This is a genomic window from Prauserella shujinwangii (genome assembly GCF_003001955.1).
GTDB classification, from domain to species: domain Bacteria; phylum Actinomycetota; class Actinomycetes; order Mycobacteriales; family Pseudonocardiaceae; genus Qaidamihabitans; species Qaidamihabitans shujinwangii.
Map to the genome: position 1 here is coordinate 315,661 of NZ_PVNH01000005.1, position 19,550 is coordinate 335,210.

General features: G+C 71.5%; 18 protein-coding genes. 13 read left to right on the top strand and 5 right to left on the bottom strand.

What is annotated here, in order from left to right:
* Positions 1-125 precede the first annotated feature (125 nt).
* From B0I33_RS14235 to mobF, 6 genes are all read left to right on the top strand, one after another.
* Positions 126-407, top strand: coding sequence for a helix-turn-helix domain-containing protein (locus tag B0I33_RS14235; RefSeq protein WP_181193287.1), 282 nt, complete (start codon positions 126-128; stop codon positions 405-407).
* A gap of 83 nt (positions 408-490) precedes the next feature.
* Entirely contained in the window at positions 491-2,254 is a 1,764-nt protein-coding gene (locus B0I33_RS14240; protein ID WP_106179225.1) for a type IV secretory system conjugative DNA transfer family protein, read from the top strand.
* Positions 2,254-2,694 (top strand): SsgA family sporulation/cell division regulator, encoded by a 441-nt coding sequence (locus B0I33_RS14245; protein WP_106179226.1) that lies wholly within the window; start codon positions 2,254-2,256, stop codon positions 2,692-2,694. Before B0I33_RS14240 ends, B0I33_RS14245 begins: the two co-directional genes overlap by 1 nt.
* Positions 2,691-3,347, top strand: coding sequence for a hypothetical protein (locus B0I33_RS14250; protein ID WP_106179227.1), 657 nt, complete (start codon positions 2,691-2,693; stop codon positions 3,345-3,347). Before B0I33_RS14245 ends, B0I33_RS14250 begins: the two co-directional genes overlap by 4 nt.
* The gene (locus B0I33_RS29955; protein ID WP_106179228.1) at positions 3,344-4,300 is read left to right on the top strand and encodes a hypothetical protein; all 957 of its coding nucleotides are present in this window, start codon (positions 3,344-3,346) and stop codon (positions 4,298-4,300) included. Before B0I33_RS14250 ends, B0I33_RS29955 begins: the two co-directional genes overlap by 4 nt.
* Positions 4,301-4,511: 211 nt before the next feature.
* Positions 4,512-8,909, top strand: coding sequence for a MobF family relaxase (mobF, locus tag B0I33_RS14260; RefSeq protein ID WP_245900674.1), 4,398 nt, complete (start codon positions 4,512-4,514; stop codon positions 8,907-8,909).
* 23 nt (positions 8,910-8,932) lie between these two features.
* On the opposite strand, the gene B0I33_RS14265 is transcribed toward mobF, so the two are convergent.
* Positions 8,933-9,340, bottom strand: coding sequence for a hypothetical protein (locus B0I33_RS14265; protein WP_146147497.1), 408 nt, complete (start codon positions 9,338-9,340; stop codon positions 8,933-8,935).
* Positions 9,341-9,719: 379 nt separating this feature from the next.
* On the opposite strand from B0I33_RS14265, the gene B0I33_RS14270 reads away from it, so the two are divergent.
* Together B0I33_RS14270 and B0I33_RS30710 are read left to right on the top strand one after the other, a co-directional pair.
* Positions 9,720-10,193 carry a hypothetical protein gene (locus B0I33_RS14270; RefSeq protein ID WP_106179231.1) on the top strand — a complete coding sequence of 158 codons (474 nt, stop codon included), beginning with the start codon at positions 9,720-9,722 and terminating at the stop codon, positions 10,191-10,193.
* A 5-nt stretch (positions 10,194-10,198) separates the two neighbouring features.
* The gene (locus tag B0I33_RS30710; RefSeq protein WP_281259405.1) at positions 10,199-10,333 is read left to right on the top strand and encodes a hypothetical protein; all 135 of its coding nucleotides are present in this window, start codon (positions 10,199-10,201) and stop codon (positions 10,331-10,333) included.
* Positions 10,334-10,580: 247 nt separating this feature from the next.
* Here B0I33_RS30710 and B0I33_RS14275 read toward each other — a convergent pair whose 3' ends face one another.
* Positions 10,581-11,456 carry a hypothetical protein gene (locus B0I33_RS14275; RefSeq protein ID WP_106179232.1) on the bottom strand — a complete coding sequence of 292 codons (876 nt, stop codon included), beginning with the start codon at positions 11,454-11,456 and terminating at the stop codon, positions 10,581-10,583.
* 150 nt (positions 11,457-11,606) lie between these two features.
* On the opposite strand from B0I33_RS14275, the gene B0I33_RS14280 reads away from it, so the two are divergent.
* Together B0I33_RS14280 and B0I33_RS14285 are read left to right on the top strand one after the other, a co-directional pair.
* On the top strand, positions 11,607-12,509 hold the full coding sequence (locus tag B0I33_RS14280) for an SRA domain-containing endonuclease (RefSeq protein WP_483878512.1): 903 nt from the start codon (positions 11,607-11,609) through the stop codon (positions 12,507-12,509).
* A 456-nt stretch (positions 12,510-12,965) separates the two neighbouring features.
* Complete coding sequence (locus B0I33_RS14285) at positions 12,966-13,634, top strand: hypothetical protein (RefSeq protein WP_106179234.1); 669 nt, start codon at positions 12,966-12,968, stop codon at positions 13,632-13,634.
* Positions 13,635-13,650: 16 nt separating this feature from the next.
* Here B0I33_RS14285 and B0I33_RS14290 read toward each other — a convergent pair whose 3' ends face one another.
* From B0I33_RS14290 to B0I33_RS14305, 3 genes are all read right to left on the bottom strand, one after another.
* Complete coding sequence (locus B0I33_RS14290; protein ID WP_106179235.1) at positions 13,651-14,739, bottom strand: epoxide hydrolase family protein; 1,089 nt, start codon at positions 14,737-14,739, stop codon at positions 13,651-13,653.
* Between the two features lie 321 nt (positions 14,740-15,060).
* Positions 15,061-16,347, bottom strand: coding sequence for an RNA polymerase sigma factor (locus B0I33_RS14300; protein ID WP_106179236.1), 1,287 nt, complete (start codon positions 16,345-16,347; stop codon positions 15,061-15,063).
* Positions 16,348-16,362: 15 nt separating this feature from the next.
* On the bottom strand, positions 16,363-16,782 hold the full coding sequence (locus B0I33_RS14305; RefSeq protein WP_106179237.1) for a YciI family protein: 420 nt from the start codon (positions 16,780-16,782) through the stop codon (positions 16,363-16,365).
* 170 nt (positions 16,783-16,952) lie between these two features.
* On the opposite strand from B0I33_RS14305, the gene B0I33_RS14310 reads away from it, so the two are divergent.
* Genes B0I33_RS14310 through B0I33_RS14320 form a run of 3 tightly spaced genes read left to right on the top strand, consistent with a single transcriptional unit; the run spans position 16,953 to position 19,546 of the window.
* A complete protein-coding gene (locus B0I33_RS14310; protein ID WP_106179238.1) occupies positions 16,953-17,264 on the top strand; it encodes a hypothetical protein in 312 nt (103 codons plus the stop codon).
* A complete protein-coding gene (locus B0I33_RS14315) occupies positions 17,265-18,977 on the top strand; it encodes an alpha/beta hydrolase (protein ID WP_106179239.1) in 1,713 nt (570 codons plus the stop codon).
* Positions 18,977-19,546: an LppA family lipoprotein gene (locus B0I33_RS14320; protein WP_245900677.1), complete on the top strand. Its 570-nt coding sequence runs from the start codon at positions 18,977-18,979 to the stop codon at positions 19,544-19,546. Before B0I33_RS14315 ends, B0I33_RS14320 begins: the two co-directional genes overlap by 1 nt.
* The last annotated feature ends 4 nt before the right edge of the window (positions 19,547-19,550 follow it).

Genomic DNA, 19,550 nt, shown 5'->3' on the forward strand with positions numbered 1-19,550 from the left:
ACGGCCCAGGTGGGGAGGCAGCCCCACCTGGGCCCCGCATCGGGAGATTCGGAGACCCAATGCAGTCCCAAAGTACGACAGCGACGAGCCCGACGGCTGTTGGCGGCAAGCAGACGCGTGAACTCATGCGCAGCGCCGCCCTCCGTAGCGCCATCGAGAAGCGCGCGTCAGGCGTGCCGACGTACACCGTGCCGGAGGCGGCAGCGCTTCTGAGCATTTCCCAGGAGTACCTGTACCGGCTGATCCAAGCCGACATGTTCCCAGCTGTTCACATGCGCATCGGACGCAACCAGGGCCGGTACATCGTGCCCGCCAAGGTAGTCGAGGACTTGCTCAACGATGCCGCACAGCGCGTCGACAGTCTTGACCTCGCCGCATGGAACGAGCGTCCTGGGGGTGCGGCGTGACTGTGGGTTCGAGGCGGAAGCGGTCGCGGTTGTTGCGGCGGGTGACGCTGACTGGTCTGGGCTTGTTCGGTCTGGGTTGGTTGATGGCCCGCATGCCCGTGGAGACGCCGGGGCGGGTGTATTGGCCGTGGTTGATGGTGGCCGGTGGCCTGTTGCTGGGTGGCGTGGTGTTGGCGGTGTCGCGTCGGCGGACGGGCACGGTGGGCACGGTCAACCGGTGGTCGCGGCGGTCGAAGCGGAATGACGGGGTGGCCTCGGCGTGGACGATTCTGCGGGTCGCGTCGGGGTGGGCGATTCGCACCAAGGCCGGGGTGTTGCGGCCCAGCCTGCGGAGTGTGTCGTGGTGGCGCCGGTGGACGGTGCCGCTGCGGGAGCTGGCCACGCCGCTGGCGCGGGTGGGGCTGTTTCGGGTGTGGTCGCCGGTCGAGGACGTGACGTTGCGCATCGGTGGCCCGCGCACCGGCAAAACCGGGGAGCTCGCCGGCCGGATCCTGGACGCTCCGGGTGCGGTGATCGCCACGTCGACCCGCACGGATCTGGTGGAGCTGACCGGCCCGTGCCGCGGGCGGCTGGGCCCGGTGGGGGTGTTCAACCCGTCCGGTTTGGGCGGGCTGGAGTCGTCGGTGACGTTCGACCCGCTGGCCGGGTGTGAGCAGCCCGCCACGGCCGCGGCCCGCGCTGCGGATCTGCTGGCCGGTGCGAGCGCGCCGGGCCGGGGTGGAGACATGGAGTTCTGGGCCAGCCAGGCCCGCCGGGTGCTGGCGTCGCTGCTGCACGCCGCCGCGCTGGGTGGCGGGGACATGCGGGACGTGCTGGCCTGGGTGGCTGACCCGGACCAGGCTGGTAGCGAGGTGCAGCGGTTTCTGCGGCGTTCGCCGGAACCGGCGTATGAGCAGGACGCGCTGCAGTTTCTGGGCACCAACGATCGCACCCGCTCCTCGATCTGCGCCACGATCATGCCCGCGCTGGGTTGGTTGACCGATTCCACCGCCGCGGCTGCGGCGGCCCCGGGGCAGGGCGCATTCGACGTGGCCGAGCTGCTCAGGCAGCGGGGGACGGTGTATCTGCTCGGCGCGGAGGACGCCCAGGTCGCGCCGCTGGTGACCGCGCTGACCGGGCACATCGCCCGGGAGGCGCGCCGGTTGGCGGCGTTCGAGCCGGGTGGGCGGTTGGACCCGCCGCTGACGCTGGCGCTGGACGAGGCGGCGCTGATCTGCCCGGTGCCGCTGGACAACTGGACCGCGGACATGGGCGGCCGCGGCGTCACGATTCACATTGCTGCGCAGTCGCGGGCGCAGCTCAAGCAGCGCTGGGGTGACCAGGGTGCGGCGGCGATCCTGAACAACGCCGCCACCCTGATGGTCTACGGCGCGACACGCGACCCGGACGATCTCGCCGCCTACTCGTCGCTGACGGGCGAGCGGTACGAGGAGGTCCCCACCTGGGACGAGACGGGTGAGCTGCACTCGATGTCCACCCACCGTGTCCCGGTGCTGACCCCGGCGCAGATCGCGCAGTTGCCCCCGCGGCGGGTGTTGATCATCCGGCGGAACATGCCCGCCGCCGTGGGGCGGGTGCAGATGGCGTGGAAACGCGGTGACGTGCGCGCCGTGGCCCGCGCCGAGCGGTGGGCGCTGCGGTTGCAGCGGTGGCAGACGCTGCGGCATCGGTGGACCGAGCGGGCCGCGGACCGGCTGGCCACGGTGCACCCGCGGTTCGATTCCCTGCCGCATCAGGTGCGCGCGGCGCACCGGCTCACGACGCAGGCCCAGGCCGTGCGGGCCCGCCGCGTGCGGGAGGCGACCACCTTCACCACCAGCACCAGCGCGGCCGGGGGTGAGCAGTGATGCTGACCCCCGAGCGGTTCTCGATGCAATACCTGGCGTGGGCCCGCCGGCACGTGTTGGGCGAGCCGGTGGAGGAGCTCGGCTCCCGCCGCATCCGGCTGTCCTACGACTCGGCCGACCCGTTCGCGGTGGTGCTGGAGATCGCGAACCGGGATGCGTGGGCGCGGTGGCAGTTCGCCCGCGACCTGCTCGCCGCCGGGCTGCACCACGGCACCGGCCTGGGCGAGGTGCACGTGTGCCCCGCACCCCACGAGGCCGGCGATCGGGTGGCGATCATCCTGCGCACCGAACCCGGCGTCGGATTCGAACTGCTGCTACGCCGCGCCGAAATCGAACACGCCCTCGCCGGCATGCACGCCCTCGTCCCATCCGGGCAGGAGTCCGCCCGGATCGACTGGGAACGCGAGCTGGCCGCCCTCGGCGGGGGTGAGCAGCCATGACCGCTCGCGATTCCGAACAGACCTACGCCACCACCGGCGCGCTGGCCGGGCTGGCCAGTGAGGTGGAGGGGTTGCGGCGGCGGGTGGAGCCGCTGCACCGGTTGCCGGGTCAGGTGGCGGAGGTGTCCGAGCAGGTGGCTCGGTTGGCGGAGCAGGTGGCCGAGATGGCCGCCGACCCCGGTCCCGGTGTGGTCCGGTCGTGGCTGGCGCTGGACGAGGACGACCCGGACCTGGCAGGGCGGCTGCTGGCCGAGCTGTCCGGGTGGTTGGAGACGGTGTTTCTGCGGTTCCCGGATGGGGCGGCGGTGCTGCCGGACTGCTGGGCCTGGCACCCCGACGTGGTCGAGGAACTGCTGTGGCTGATGCAGGCCTGGTCCGCCGCGTATTTCGACGACAAGGGCGGCGTGCTGCGGGTCGCTGACTGGCATGACCGCTACCGCCCCGGCGTGGTGCGTCGGCTGAAGGCGACCGCCGCGGCGTGCTCGCTGGAAAACCACAGCCCGCCCCCGGCGCGGCCCACGGTGCCGCTGCCCGAGGCGGTGGGGCCGATCGCCACCTGGTGGGGCCGCGACCGCGATGAGCCCGCGCCGGAACCGACCGAGGCCCAGTTCGCGGCCGTGTCGCCGCGCCGACGGGGAGGGACCCGCCGATGACCACCCACCACACCACCAACACCACCAGCAGCGCGACGGGGCGGCCGCGGCGGGCGGCGCGGGTGGCGCTGTGGCTGCCCGGCCTGCTCGTGGCGGTCGGTGCCGCGGTGGCCACCGCCCACGGTCTCTACGAGGTCGCCCGCGCGGCGGAGACTCCGCCGTTGATCGCGGGGCTGTACCCGTTGATCACCGACGGGCTCGCTCTGGTCGCCTACGCCGCCACCGCCCGCCTGACCGGGTCGGGCCGCCGCTACGCCTGGGCCGTGGTCGTGCTCGCCGCCGGGCTGTCGGGGCTGGCGCAGGCCAGCTACCTGGCCGAGGGCGTGCACACCGCTCCGGCGGCGCTGCGGTTCGGCATCGGGGCCTGGCCCGCCATCGCCGCCGCCATCGTGGCCCACCTGCTCTACCTCATCGCCCACGCCGAACGCACCACCCCGTCCGCCGCACCGTCCGCCGAGTCCGGGGTAGTGCCGGAGGGCAACCGGTCCCGTACGGCGGGGGAGCCCGAGGGGGACGCCGAGGGCGACCGTCCGACCGTCCACCTGCCCGCCGTCCACTCCGAGCCTGCCTCGGCACCATCCGTTCGGGCGTCCGGTGTTCAGCCGACGGCTGTTCAGACCACCGGACACACCCAGCGTGTTCAGCCGTCCGGTGTTCGCCGGTCGGAGTCGCGTCCGGCGGGTGCCGGGTCGGCGGGTGATGTTCAGTCCCCGGCTCCGGTGCCAGTGCGGTCGGTGCCGGTGCGGCAGGTGGCGTCTCCGGCGCGGGACCGCGCCGACCAGGCGGCCCAGCGCTACGCCGCCGCCCACGGCGAGCTGCCCACCGTCACGCACTTGATGGAGCTGGCCGAGGTCTCCCGCGGCACCGCAGGCGAGGCCCTGAAAGCCCTCCGCGCCCACACCAGCCCCCTGCACCTCGTCAGCGAGCACGACCAGCACCAGGCCCACTCATGACCCCACACCTCAGCCTCAGCACGACCATGACCAGCACGCACCACAGCACCGATCGCACCGTCCCAAGCACTCCAGCAACGAGCCCCGAGAGAAGGACACACCTAGGCATCACGATCTGTGGGGCTCGCGGCCTGGCGGCCGCGGGGCGTGCCTGCCCTCCCATTGTTGATCTTGAAAAGGGTCGTGGACTGGTTGTGGCGGGGTGGTCGCGGTGCTGACGATCTCCACCGGGCACGGGGCGGACTACCTGTTGGGCGCGGTCGCGACGGGGCGGGAGAACTACTACACCGGCGCGGTGGCCGAGGGCGAGCCGCCGGGGCGCTGGTACGGCCGCGGCGCCGAGGCGCTGGGCCTGCACGGGTTGGTGGATCACCAGGACATGACCGCGCTGTACGAGCGGTTTCTGGATCCGCGGGATCCGGCGTTCCGGACGCCCGAACAGTGGCATGAGGCGTCCACCCTCGGGCACACCGGACGGAACTACCGTACGGAGCAGCAGTGGTACGACGAGATGCTGGCGGCCGAACCGGACGCCAGCCCTGAACGCCGCGCGGAACTCTGGCTGGACGCGGGCAAGCGCGCGCAGCGAAATGTGGCCTTTTTGGACGCCACGTTCAGCGTTCAGAAGTCGGTGACGGTGCTGCATACGGCGTTCGAGGCGCAGGAGGTCCGGGCCCGGACGGCGGGGGACGAGACCACAGCCGCGGCGTGGGCCGAGCACCGCCGGGCGGTCGAGGACGCCATCTGGGCCGGGAACCGGGCGGCGCTGGACTACCTCGCGCAGCACGCGGGCTACTCGCGTGTCGGGCACCACGGCGGGGCCGCCGGGCGCTACATCGACGCCCACGACTGGACCATCGCCTCGTTTTTTCAGCACGACAACCGGGATCACGACCCGCAATTGCACATCCACAACGCGATCCTCAACCGCGTCCAGGGCGCCGACGGGAAGTGGCGCACGCTGGACTCGAAGGCGATGCACAAGTTCCGCGGTGCGGCCGCCGCGGTGGGTGAGCGCACGATGGAGGAACACCTCACCCGCGCCCTCGGCGTGGCGTTCGCGGCCCGCCCGGATGGCAAGGCCCGCGAGATCGTGGGCATTCCCGCGCCGGTGATGGAGCTGTTCTCCTCCCGGCGCCGCGCGATCACCGCCAAGACGCGGGAGTTGGTGGAGGCGTTCGAGGCCAAGTTCGGCCGCGCCCCCAACAGCTTGGAGCGGGACCGGCTGTCGCGGCAGGCGACCTTCGCCACCCGCCGCGCCAAGTCCCACGACGGCGAGACCGTCGAGCAGCGCCTCGAGCGGTGGGACCGGCAGTTGCGCGCCGAGATCGCCGGTGGGCTGGAGTCCGTCGCCCGCGACGTGCTCGCGCTCGGCGGGAAGCAGCCCGAGCCGCAGGAGTGGTCGCCGCGGGCGGTGCTGGAGACCGCGCTGGCCGACGTGCAGGCGCGCAAGGCCGCCTGGACGCGCGGCGACCTCACGCGGGCGATCAGCGACGCCCTGCCCGACCATCTCGGCACCACCGCCGGGGCCGACGTGGCCCGGTTGCTGGACACGCTGACCGAGGCGGGCCTGGAGCTGGCGGTGCCGTTGGATGCGGATCGGCCCGGTGATGCCGCCCTGCCCGCCGGGCTGCGCCTGGCCGATGGCCGCTCCGCGTATCAGGCACCCGGTGGGCAGCGCTACGCCACGCCGGAGCACGTGCACACCGAACGTGCGCTGACCGCGGCCACGGTCGAGGGCGGCGCGGCCGCGGTGACCACCACCGCCGCGCAGCGGTTCGTGGAGCAGCTCCGCGAGACCGGTATCGAGCTGGGCGCAGACCAGGCCGCCGCCGTCCGTGGCGTGCTCACCTCCGGTGCCCGGGTCGAATCGCTCATCGGCCCCGCGGGCACCGGCAAGTCCTTTGTGGTCGGCGCCCTGGCCCGGGCCTGGCAGGACCCCGCCAGCTGGGGTGATGAGCAGCCCCGCACGGTGGTCGGGTTGGCGTCCAGCCAGATCGCCACCGAGGTCCTGGCCGGTGAGGGGGTGGCCGCCCGCAACGTGGCCCGCTGGTTGGCCACCCAGGACCGGCTGAACTCCGGTCGCGCCGCCGCCGACGACGAGGCGTGGCGCCTGCACGCCGGGGACCTGGTCGTCGTGGACGAGTCGGCGATGACCGACACCCCCGACCTGGCCGCCATCCACCGCCACGCCGACGCGGCCGGGGCGAAGCTGCTGCTGGTCGGTGACCACCGGCAGCTCGCCGCGGTCGGCGCCGGCGGCGGCATGGACCTGCTCGCCCAGCACGGCGCGTCCTACGAACTGGCCGATGCCCGCCGTTTCACCGCCGAGTGGGAACGCGCCGCCTCCCTGCGACTGCGAGCCGGGGACGAGTCGGTGTTGGGCGAGTACCACCGGCACGGCCGGTTGCGCGACGGCGGCGCGCTGGAGCAGACCGAGCAGGCCGCGGTGCGGGCGTGGCTGGGTGACACCCTCGCCGGGCGCCGGTCCCTGCTGCTGGTCGACACCAACGAGCAAGCCGCCCGCCTCTCGGCCGACATCCGCGCCGAACTGGTCCGCCTCGGCCAGGTCGCCGAGCGGGGTGTGCCGCTGGGGTTGCAGGGCACCTACGCCGGGGTCGGCGACCTAATCCAGGCCCGCCGCAACGCCTGGGACCTGGCTGGCTACCAGGGCAACCGGCGGGGCCCGATCAACCGCGAGCACTACCGGGTGCTCGCCACCCGCGACGACGGCGGCCTCACCGTCGCCCCGATCCTCGGCCGCGGCCCCGACGGCGAACAACTGGGGGAGCGGATGGAGCTGCCCGCCGCGTACGTGGCCGAGCACGTCGCGCTGGGCTACGCCTCCACCGTGCACGCCGCCCAAGGGCTCACGGTGGACACCAGCCACACCATCGCCACCAGCCAGACCGGTGCCGAAGCCCTCTACGTCGGCCTGTCCCGCGGGCGGGAGAACAACACCGCCCACGTCGTCACCCTCGCCGTGCCCGCCGACGCCGAGCCCGGCACCGTCACCGAAGCCGTGCACCGCAACCCCGCCGCCGTGCTCGCCACCACCCTGGAGACCGCCGACCCCACCCGCTCCGCGCTCGCGACCGCCACCGAGTCGGCCGCCGACATGGGCTCGGTGCGCACCCCGGCCGAGCTGTTCGCCGACGCCGTCGAGCTGGCCACCGCCGGCCGCACCGCCACCTGGCTCGACCAGCTCACCACCGACGGCCTGCTCACCTCGGAACAACGCGCCCGGCTGGCCGCCGAGGACGGCGCCACCACCCTCACCCGCGTGCTGCGCCGCGCCGAACTCGCCGGCCACGACCCGCAGCAGGTGCTGCGGGCGGCCGTGACCGAGCAACCCCTCGAGGGCGCCCGGCAGCTCACCAGCGTGCTGCGGCACCGCATCACCAGCCTGCGCCGCCTGGATCCCACCACCGACAGCTACACCGACCGCGTGCCCCAGGTCGACGACCCCGAATGGCGCACCTACCTCCAATCCCTGGCCGATGCCGCCGACCAGCGCCAGCGCGAGCTCGGCCAGCAGCAGGCCGCGGCCCCCGAGCCGTGGGCGCTCGAAGCGTTCGGCCCGTGCCCGGACGATCCGGAACAGGCCGCCCAGTGGATCAGTAAGGTCGGGGCGGTCGCCGCGCACCGCGAGCTGACCGGCTACGACGACCCCACCGAAGCCCTCGGCAACCCGCCCAAGGCCGGACAGGTCGAGACCTACGCCTCCTGGCGCACCGCCTGGCGCGCCTTGGGCCGACCGGAGGCCGACCGCGACGAGCTGGAGATGAGTGACGGCCAGCTCCGCATGCGCGTCCGCGCGGCCGAACGCGAAAACACCTGGGCCCCGCGCTACGTCGCCAACGAGCTCGCCGGCACCCGCCAGACCGCCGAACAACACCGCCACACCGCCGCGTTGCGTGCCGCCGAGGCCGACGCCGCCACCGACCCGGAGCAGCGGGCCGAGCTGCGGCAGCAGGCCGACCACGCCGCCGCCCTGGCCGACACGCTCGAAGCCCGCGTCGCCGAGCTCGAACTCGCCGAGCAGGCCCGCGGCCAGTGGCTGGCGCACACCGCCGCCACCCGCGCGGCGGCCGACCGGGCCGCCACCGAGCTGGCCGCCCGGCACGCCGACGACCAGACCACCGAGGAAACCGTCACCGCCGAGGAATGGCTCGCCGCGCACCGCGAGGCCACCGCAGCCGAAGATCCCCACCGCGAGATCACCGCCGAGCACGAGCTCGCCGACATCGAGCAGCAACGCGAGGCCGACACCACCGCCGCCACCGAAACCGAAGCCGAAGCCGAGTACGGGCCGCAGGTGGAAACGGCCGTGCCCGACGTGCGGGACGTGGCAGTCGACGAGCCCGACCAGGTCGAGGAAGACGTCGTGCGTGTGCCCTCGGCCGACGAGACCGCGGACACGGTCGAGCGCGCACAGCGGGCGCTCGCCGAGGTCGCCGCGCGCCAGGCCGCCGAGCACGCCCGCGAAGCAGACGAAGCCCACGCCGCCCAACTCGCCCGCTGGCACGCCGAGGATCAGGCCGCCGAAGCCGCCACCGACATCGAGGCCGCGACCGAGCAGGACGCCCTGGGCATCGGGGGACTGTGATGGGCGCCCGCGGGATCAATGAGTCAGTGCGTCGCGGTGTCGGGCAGCGGCACGGGAGGCGGCCCGCTGCGACGCCACGCCCACCGCAGCGTCGCGCACACCGCCTCACACCAACCCGGCCGTGCCGCCAGCCACGCCGGCACCGGCCGCCGCAAGGCCAACTTCTCCGCCGCCAGCAGCTCCGCCTCGATCAGTTCCTCATACGCACGGGCGGAACGGTTGGTGACCGGGGCCCACACCGGCGTATGCCGACCGTTGAGCTCCACGGTGCCCCGCGCCATCCAGCGGCAGGTCATCGCCACACCCGCGGCATACCAGTCACCGCCTGCGCTGCGGCGGCCGGCCTCGACCCACACCTGGGCGAACTCCTCCACCGGAACCCGCAGATTGGTACGCGGGATCCGGGCGATATCCGCCGCGGTCACCTCCACGCCATCCAGGGTCACACGCACCACCGACAGTTCCCAGCCACCAATCACGCGGCCGCCGGCCCGCGGGTGGCGGAGTTCGCGCTCAAGGCCGCGCAGGCCAAGACCACAGGTGGAGCCGCCTGCGGCGGCCGGTTCTGCTGGCCCCTGAGCTTGGCACGGCCCTGCTCCCCGTCAAGGGGACGGCCGAGAACTTTTGGATCGTCCCTTCGGGCCGCTGCGCTCGATCCAAAACTTCCCGGCCTCAAAGCCCCTTGACGGCGAGCCTCGCGGGCCGCGCGGCGGCGCTCAAGCGGTGGCGGGGGAGCCCGCCACCCACAGACGGGGCCAGCAGAACCACCGACCCCTTCCCTTGTCCACTTCCGCAGGAAAGGACCCGGTCATGAACCAGCAGTTCCCGGACTTCACCCAGCCGCCGCAGGCGTTCCGGGCCAGCTTCGACGGCGACAGCAGCCACCCCGACGAGCTGGCCAACACGGTCACCGTCGAAGCGGTCACCAGCCACGACCCCGCTGGCGAGCGCGAGAGCGAGCACGTCGACAGCGACATCCACGCCGACACCTACGGCGACCGCGAACTGGTCGAGATCGACACCAACTACGAGTCGACCCGGCCCGGGCCGCACCCAGTGCGGCTCAGCCGCACCCATGCGGTCGCACTCGCCGCCGCGGTACTGGAAGCCACCGAAGACACCTTCCACTACACCCGCTGCGGACGCCTCCGCCCCGACGCCGCCGCCGAACTCCTCCGCGCCCTGGACCACGTCGAGCACGCCCTAAACCAGCTGCGGGACCACGCCCTCCACGACCTGCTCCTCGGCACCGGCCTGCGACCCCACAACACCGACAGGAGGTGACACCGATGGCCAACACCAGACCGTGCGAAAGCTGCGGCGGCAGCCTCGCCGACCTGCCCGACAGCGCGACCACCTGCTCGGCGCAATGCGCCGAAGCCGCCTACCAACAGCACCGCGCCACCGAACTCGACCAGCGCTGAGCACCCCAGCTCGCCCACCACCGCAGCGAGACGGGAGGTGAACCGCCATGTGCCCCGAAGGCTGCTACATGCACTACCGCAACGGCCACTGGATCTGCTGCAAGTGCGGAACCACCAAGTGACCACCACCGCCAAGGGGACGGGCCAGGGACTAGCTGGCCCGTCCCCGAGACGACAGGTCTGGTGCCGGCCCACTTGCGGAGCGGGCGCGCGTTACACGAGAGGCGGCTACCATGCGCCGCAACTCTCAGCTCTGCGTGTATCGCCCCAGTAGCCCAGCGGTCGCTGCCAAGATTGCTTCGGCGTCGATGCGGCGCCACGTGAAGCCGTCTGTGGTGGTGTCGTCGTGGTGGGCGGCGTTGGTCATGCCTTTGACACTGTGGTAGATCGCTGCCCAGCGCTGGTCCTGGGTGCGCTTGTCGACCGGAAGAGCGGAAATGCTCTTGGCAGAGGGCAGCGACACCAGCCGGGAAACGTTCTCCAGCACCCTCCGGCAGGTGGCCACGCAATGTTCCCACTGCTGGTCGTGGAACTCGGCCCGCGCCTGGCGCAGCCGAGCAGCAGCTTGCGCCAGCGAGGCTGCGTCTTCGTCGGAGGCGGCTGGTGGCGGCGTGAGCGCTGAGTCAGTCAGCGGGCCAGGTACCCGGATAAGCAGGCTGACTTCCGTGCCCGCCTGGTCCAGCAGTTCAAGCCAGCGGCCGCGGGAGATGCGGATCGACACCTCCTCGTTCGCCACGGGGTAGGCGTCGGCCAGTGGCGTCAGCAGCGTGCTTTGAAGCTTGAGGCGCAAGGCAACGTCGTCCAAGCCTCGGGCACGCTCCAGGGTGGTTAGCTGATCGTCGGTGAGCGAAAGGACCAGTTCCTCGCGCGTCGCGTAGCCGTGGAGGGTTATGACCTGAGGTTCTAGGCCTGTCAGCCAGCGGAAGGACGGCCGATCGGTCCAGACGCCCCCGGTGACAAGTGTCTGAGCGTTCCTCTCGGGATCTTGGGCGTCCAGCCAGGTACTGGTGACGTTGACCGGCAGGACCAGGCGGTGATTGGCCGTGCCGGGCGACAGGCGGGCCTCCTCGAAGGAGACATGGACCTGCCCCACGGGGCGGTAGTTGAAGGATGCCACGGTCACAGGAACAAGTGGTAGCACGGGCCCACGGCGGTCCGCACCGAAGCCCGATTGAACCCGAGTCGGGGATCGTCCGTCGCGGACACAACTCCGCGACGACCAGCTACGCCGCCCATTTTAGGGTAAATTGGACACCTAAACATGGGGGTACGAATGCTGGCTGGACTACAGGCGGGTGACCGGCTTCGGCGGCGTGAGGTGCACGAGCGCTTCGGAGGGCGGCAGCAGGGCGGTATCGGGCCCTCGACGAAGGCGCCGGTGGTGTTGTTCTTCACCGATCCGGCCAAGGGGCATCAGCACGGCTACTACGACGGCTGGGACAGTGAGGGCTACTTCCACTACGTCGGGGAAGGCCAGCGCGGCGACCAGCAGCTCACCCAAGGCAACAAGGCCATCCTCAACCACCAGGACGATGGTCGGTCACTGGAAGGCTTCGTTGCCGACGGGACGACCGTGACCTATCTCGGCGAGTTCGCCCTGGTTGAGCACTATTTCACCGATGCCCACGAGACCGGCGATCCAGACACGCTGCGTCAGGTCGTGGTGTTTAAGCTCCGTCCGGCTGCGGATGTGCCGGTGGAGCTGCCCAGTCTGCCGATCAGCCCGCAGTCGCAGCCCCGTGTGGACCGCGTGCCTGTCGAAGAACAGCACACCGAACGGTCCTTTGTCAGCCCTGACCGCGAGCCGTATGAACTCGAGCGACGGGAAGCCAGCCTGGTCCGCCGCTACCGCCTCTACCTTCACCGCCGCGGACACGACGTTGACCGGCTCCGTCTCGTACCGCCAGGGGAGTCCCGCCCGCTCTACACCGACCTCTGGGACGAGACTGACAAGGAGTTGATCGAAGCCAAAGGCACCGTCACCCGCGACAGCCTCCGGTTCGCGGTCGGACAACTGCTGGACTACCGCCGCTTCGCCGACGCCAACACCCTCGCAGTCCTCCTGCCGTCACGGCCCCGCCCCGACCTCCTCCGCTACCTGCACGAGCTCGGTATCAGCGTCATCTACCCGAACGGCGACGACTGGAGCCGCGCTGACCCGGCGACAAGTGGCTAGCCAACTACCGGAAATTGCCGGCGCGCGTGGAGCCGCGTCAAGGTCGCCGATCTAGGCAACAGCCGTGATGGACGCATGTCCCAGCCACACGGGATGGGACCCAACATGGGTGCGAAACACAGTCAGTCGAGTGCAAATCCGCCGGAGTAGACAACGGCACCACCGCTCCGGCCAGCACTATTCGGGCAGTTCGGGTGGCAGCGGCGCATTTGCAAGGCGGAGGTCAGGGGTTCGATTCCCCTCAGCTCCACCCAGGCTGAACTGGTGATCTCGCGGCAAGTCGCTTCGCCTTCGTGGAGTGACGGAAGCCAGTGGCGGTAGCCAGATCTTTCTCGACGGCAGAGCGGCTCTCGCTCGAATCGTCGACGCGTGCGGGCAGTTTCATGGAGTCGATCGGCCGAGCCGAGAGACGTCGACATCGCGTGTAGTGGCTGACCAGGCGGGTACCAGTGGGAGGTGGAGGTTTCCGCCGCCGCGGGCGCGGCACTGGGCGGCGTTTTCGGGACGGTCGCCCGGTTGAGGCATGGCAAGCCGCTGCACCCACGGGGCAGGGTGTACGACGCGGTGCTTCGCCGGACCGGCTCTTCCGAGCCGTGGGGTGCGGAGTGGCTGGACGCTCCGGGCGAGCACCATGCTCTCGTCCGCTTCTCGCGGGCTGCCGGCCTGCCCCGGCCGTTGCCTGACGTGCTCGGCCTCGCTCTCACGTTCAACGGGCCCGCCGGCGACCGCCACGATCTCCTGCTCGCCACCACGGGCCTGCGGCCGGGAGCTCGGTTCGTACTGCTGCCTCGCCGCCACCTGTTCGCGGTGCCGTACGGCTCCCTCCTGCCCTACCGGGCGCCGCGAGGGCTGGTGCTGCTCGCCGCCGTGCCGATGGCCGCGGTGGCTGGCGACACCACGTTCCGGTTACTCGCCGCCTCGCCGGTCGGCCGGTGGAGGGAGTTCGCGACGGTGGACATAGCCGGACACAGGTTCCCCGCGCCGGACCAGGCGATCCGCTTCGACCCGGTGCGTCATCCTCTCCCGGGGCTCACCTGGCCACCGGCGTTGTCGAGAGTTCGCGAGCCCGCGTACGCGGTCGCGCGCGCGGCGGCGCCGCGTCTCGGCCAGTCGCGCGGGCACTGATACGCCGTACTCCGGGTCAGTCGCTCGCCACGCGGGTGAGGAAGAAGTCGCGCACGTGCTCGGCGAGCAGGTCCGGCACCTCCATCGCGGCGAAGTGGCCGCCGCGTTCGAACTCCGACCAGTGCCTGACGTCGTACAGCCGCTCGGCCAGTGGTCTCACCGACTGCGTGATGTCGTGCGGGAGTACCGCCACGCCGATCGGTACCGGGCACGGTTCGATCCGCCGCGGAGCGTCGTGGTGCAGCCGTGCCGAGGAGGCCGCCGTGGCGGTCAGCCAGTACAGCGAGATGTCGGTGAGCATCCGCTCGTCGTCGATCGGCGTGCGGGGATCCGTCCACTGCGCGAAGCGCTCGGCGATCCACGCCAGCTGGCCGACCGGTGAGTCGGTCAGCGCGTAGCCGATGGTCTGCGGGGTGGCGGCCTGCAGAGCCTGGTACGGTGGGCGGTTCGCCATCAGCTGCCTGACCTTGTCCAGCCGCGCTTCGTCCGCTTCGGACAGTGCGATGTCGGCGTCCGGGACCGGCCGGGTCGGCAGGTAGTTGACGTGCACTCCGACGACCTGCTCGGGTGCCACCGCGCCGAGCGCCATCGAGATGCCCGAGCCGAAGTCGCCGCCCTGCGCGCCGTAGCGTTCGTACCCGAGGCGGCGCATCAGCTCGGCCCAGGCCCGTGCGATCCGGACGATGTCCCAGCCGCGCTCGTGGGTCGGCCCGGAGAAGCCGTAGCCCGGGATGGACGGGATGACCAGGTGGAAGTCGCGCGAAAGCGGCTCGATCACGTCGAGGAACTCCAGGAACGAACCGGGCCAGCCGTGGGTGAGGACCAGCGCGAGCGCGTCCGGTTTCGCGGACCGGACGTGGACGAAGTGGATGTTCTGGCCGTCGATCTCGGTGGTGAAGTGCGGCAGCTCGTTGAGCTCGGCCTCGTGCGCGCGCCAGTCGTAGCCGGTGCGCCAGTACTCGGCCAGCTCCTTGAGCCGCGCCAGTGGGAAGCCGTAGTCCCATCCGGCGTCGGCGACCTCGTTGGGCCAGCGGGTGCGGGTGAGCCGGTCGTTCAGGTCGTCGAGGTCGGCCTGGGGGATGTCGATGCGGAACGGCTTGATCATGGTCTCAACTCCACGGCGAAAAACGTTGGTGACACCAACATTACCACGCTCGTTGGTAAGTCCAACGATCCGTTTCCGCACGACCTGACGGCACGGCCCTGTTAACGTCCGCCGCCGTGCCCTGGTACGAGCGGTTCTTCGGCCGTCCGGCCTCGTTCCAGGCCACCGAGACGGAGCGGTGTGGGAACTGGCGGAGGGTCGGTGGGTGTACAACCGCACGAGCGGGAGGCCTACGACAACGGCGCGCGAAAGGCGATCTACCGCGATCCGGACGGCAACGCGACCGGGGCAAGCCTGGGCACCGCGGTCCGGTTGACCCGCTCAGCCGAGATCGGCGAGCTTGCGCTCCAGCACCGATCGCTCGCGCTCGTTGCGGCACAGCTCCGCGGCGCGTTCCAGCTCGCCGCGGGCCTCGTCGGTGCGGCCCAGCCGGACGAGCAGTTCCCCGCGAACGCTCGGCAGCAGATGCGACTGCGCCAGCGCGTCGCTCGTCACCAGCTCGTCCACGATCGGCAGCGCGGCAGCAGGTCCCTGGGCCATGGAGACCGCCACCGCGCGGTTGAGGTCGACCACCGGTGACGGCGCGAGCCTGCCGAGCGCCTCGTAGAGCAACACGATCCGGTCCCAGTTCGTCGCCTCGACGGACGGGGCGACGGCGTGACATTCGGCGATCGCCGCCTGCAGGCCGTACGCGCCGAGGCCCCGGCCCATCCGCTCGGCGTGGGCGAGGGCGGCCCGGCCCCGGCGGATCGCGGACCGGTCCCAGCGGCGGCGGTCCTGGTGCTCCAGCAGCACCGGCTCCCCGTCCGGCCCGATGCGGGCGGGGAAGCGCGCCGCGGTCAGCTCGAGCAGCGCGAGCAGGCCGTGGACCTCGGGCTCGTCCGGCACCAGCCGGGCCAGCACCCGCGCGAGCCGTTGCGCCTCGCCCGCGAGGTCGAACCGCAGCAGATCCTCACCCGAGCTGGCCGAGGACCCTTCGGTGAAGATCAGGTAGACCACGTTGAGCACCGAGCCGAGCCGGGCCTTCCGCTCCTCGGCCGTGGGTACCGCGAACGGCACCTTGGCCGCCCCGAGGGTCTTCTTCGCCCTGGTGATCCGGGCCTGCACGGTCGCGGTCGGGACGAGGAACGCCTTGGCGATCTCGTCGCTCGTCAGACCGCCGACCACGCGAAGGGTGAGTGCCACCCGTGCCTCCCGCGACAGCACCGGATGGCAGGAGACGAACATCAACGCGAGCACGTCGTCGTCGATCTGATCCGGGTCCCACAGCACGTCCTCGGTGTCCCCGGCCGGAGCGGCCGGCGCGCTCCCCGAGAGGACGCCGCCCTCGCCCAGGTCGCGGGCAAGGGCGGCGTACCTCTCGTCGAGGGCGGAGCGCCTGCGGAACGCGTCGATCGCGCGGCGCCTGCCGACCGTGAGCAACCACCCGGCCGGGTTGCGCGGCACACCTTCCCTCGGCCAGGTCACGAGGGCCTCCGCCAGTGCCTCCTGGGCCAGGTCCTCGGCCAGCGCGAAGTCACTGGTGTACCGCGCGAGCGCACCGACGATCCGCGCGGACTCGATCCGCCAGACCGCGGCGACGGCCTCCCGGCCGGTGGGGTCGGTCATCTCCGCATCACCCGATCAGAGCTGGCCGGTGGCTTCCCGCCACGCCCGCTCCTTCTGGATCCACTCGTTGTCCTGGGGAAACTCGTCGATCGTGGTGACCCGGCGGATCTCCGTCTTGAAGCCGGGGCCGGTGATCGGCGAACGCTTCGCCCACTCGACGGCCTCCTCCTTCGAGGAGACGTTGAGGATGTAGAAGCCGCCGAACAGCTCCTTGGTCTCGCCGTAGGGGCCGTCGGTGACCACCGGCGTCTCCGACGAGTGGTCGACGACCACGCCCTCGGACGCGTCGGCGAGCCCTTCCGCGGCGACCAGCACGCCGGCCCGGATCAGCTCCTGGTTGTACTTGCCGACGGTCTCGATCATCTCGTTGAAGTCGACGTTCCCCATGTTCGCGAAGGCCTCGTCGGTGGCGCGCATGATCAGCATGTACTTCATGGTGTGAGTCTCCCTCAGTGTTTCCGGGTCCTTCTCCGACCCTCTCGCCCCAAGGTCGAACGAGTGGAGGCGGGGATCGACACGGCGTCGGAATTTTTTTCCGAAGACGTGTGCGGCGGACGAACTGCCTGGTGGGGAACGGATGCGGCGCCCGGTGCGTCGACAGGGGCATGAACGGCTACACGGCACGGCTCGGTGAGTTGCGCTCCGCCGCGTCCGCTTCGCGATCCGCGGCCGAGCAGGTGACGGGCGTCGACCTCGCCGCCGCCCTGGCCGGTGCGGGTGAGGCGATGCCGGGAGCACGGAGCGTCCGCTCGTTCGAGACGCTGGGCGACGCCTGGCGAGCGGACCTGGACGACTGGGTTCGCCGAGCCCAGCGGTTCGCCGACGGGCTCGACGTGGCCGCCGACAGCTACCGCCGGGACGACGACCAGGTCGCCGAGGACCTGGGTGCGGGCACCGGGCGCGGGAGGGCGGAGTGAATGGTCGCGTTCGGTGACGTGCGCCGCTGGCGGCCGGAGCCGCTCGACGAGGCGGAGCAGCAGCTGAAGTCGCGGTGTGAGCGGCTCCTCGCCCTGGCGGACGAGTTCGCCGACATGGCGATCCCGGAGAGCTGGACCGGCCCCGCCGCGGACGCCGCAGGGGCCCGGCGCACGCGGCTCACCGACCGGATGGAACGACTTGTCGCGGGCACGTCGGCCGCACGCACCGCGTTGATGAACGCGGCCGATGCGGTGATCGGGCTGCGGCACGCCGTCACGGAGGCGGTCGAGCTGGCGAGCGCCAACGGCTTCGCCCTGGCCGAGGACGGCACCGTCCGCGACGCCGCGCCACCTCGTGCCGTTCCGGCCGGGCAGGTCGACGAGGTCCAGCGGGAACGGCAACGGCTGCGGGCCGAGCTCGTCGACCGGGTCGAGCAGATCATCCGCAGGGCCGACGACATCGACAGCGATCTGGCGACCGTGCTCGACAGGGTGGCGAACGGCGATGTCGGTGACGGCGGCGCCACGACCCTCTCAGCGGCGGCCGAAGCCGGTGCGACCCAGGTTTCGCTCTCGATTACCGAGCCACCCGCGGGAAAGGGCACACCCGGCGACAACGCCGGCTGGTGGGACAGCCTGTCCAAGACCGAGCAACGGTGGGTCATCCGGCAGCACCCAGAGTGGATCGGCAACCGCGACGGCGTCCCGTTCGCGGCGCGGGACGAAGCCAACCGGGCACGGCTGGTCACCGAGAAGGCGCGGCTGCAGGAGGAGGCCAGGCGGCTGCGGGCGGACCTGGACGACAACGTGTTCGGCGGGCTCTTCACGAACGCCGACGCCCGCCTCGACCAGGTCGAGGAGAAGCTGGAGGCGATCCGCGCCATCGAGCGGACACTGACCAGGCCGGGGGAGCGTCAGCTCGTGCTGTTCGACACCACGCCGGAACGGGCGGAGGCCGCCATCGCCACAGGCAACGTGGACACCGCGGACCACGTCGCCGTGTTCACCCCGGGCCTGACGTCGAACGTGCCCGACAGCATGGCGAAGTACGACTCCGCCATGGACCAGTTGCAGCACCGGGCGACCGACGAGCTCAAGCGATACGGCGACGGCGGTTCGGTCGCCACCGTCACCTGGATCGGGTACCAGGCGCCGCAGAACACCCTGGGCAGCTACCTCGGCGACGACTCCGTCCTCTTCGACGACGCCGCGCGGGCCGGTGCGGAGAAGCTCACCCCGTTCCTCCAGGGAATCGACACGGCACGGGACGCGGACGCGCACCTCACCGCGCTCGGCCATTCCTACGGGTCCACCACGACGGGATTCGCGTTGCAGCAGAACACCGGGGTGGACGACGCGGTGTTCTTCGGTTCGCCGGGAATCGGCACGGGGCGGATCGAGGACCTCGCCGTTCCGGACGGCCACGCGACCTATATCGAGGCCAAGAACGACGTCGTGGGCGACCTCGGAGCGTTCGGCATTGACCCCAGTCACCTCGACGGCATGCGGCACGCCGAGTCCGGCGAAGCCCGGCACCCCGAGGACGGGCGGGTGCTGGCCGGTGTGACCGGCCACTCGGCCTACCTGGACGATGGCAGCACCAGCCAGTACAACATGAGCGTGATCGTCGGCGGGATGCCGGACCGCGTGGTCCAGGGAGAAAACCGTGGCATCGGCGACATCGGCTCGTGGCCGATCCCGGGGACCTACTGATGACCATTCGCGCGGCCGTGACCGCCGTGACCTGCGCCGCGGCACTGCTGGTGTCCGGTTGTGGTCCTGACCAGTCGAAGGACGGAGACGTGAACGCTCACTTCGCCGAGTTGCTGCGGCGCCCCGACATCGAACGGGTACAGGCGGACTACCTCGCGATGGTCGAGCGGATCCAGTCCGGACTCGTCCGGGAGATCGGGATCGAGCCTTTCCCCGACGACGGCGACGAACCGGTCAGCGGCTCGGCCTGCCCTGGAGAGTTCTCGGCGGTACCGGAGGCGGAGGTCCGCCGCTACCGGTTCGGCGCCTCACCGACGCCGATCGACGACGACACCTGGCCCCGCGCGCTGCGACTGGTCGGCGACCTCGCCGCCGAGCGGGGTTTCGACCGGCAGGACGTCGTGGTCGACCGGCCCGGTGACCACGAGGTCGCCTTCCGCGATCGGTACGGAGCGGAGCTGATCTTCGGAACGGCCGAGAACACCGTCGTCAGCCTCAGCACCGGCTGCCACCTCACCCGGGAGGCGCACGAGCGCGGCACGCCGGCGCCCGAGGAACCGCTCTACTGATCCG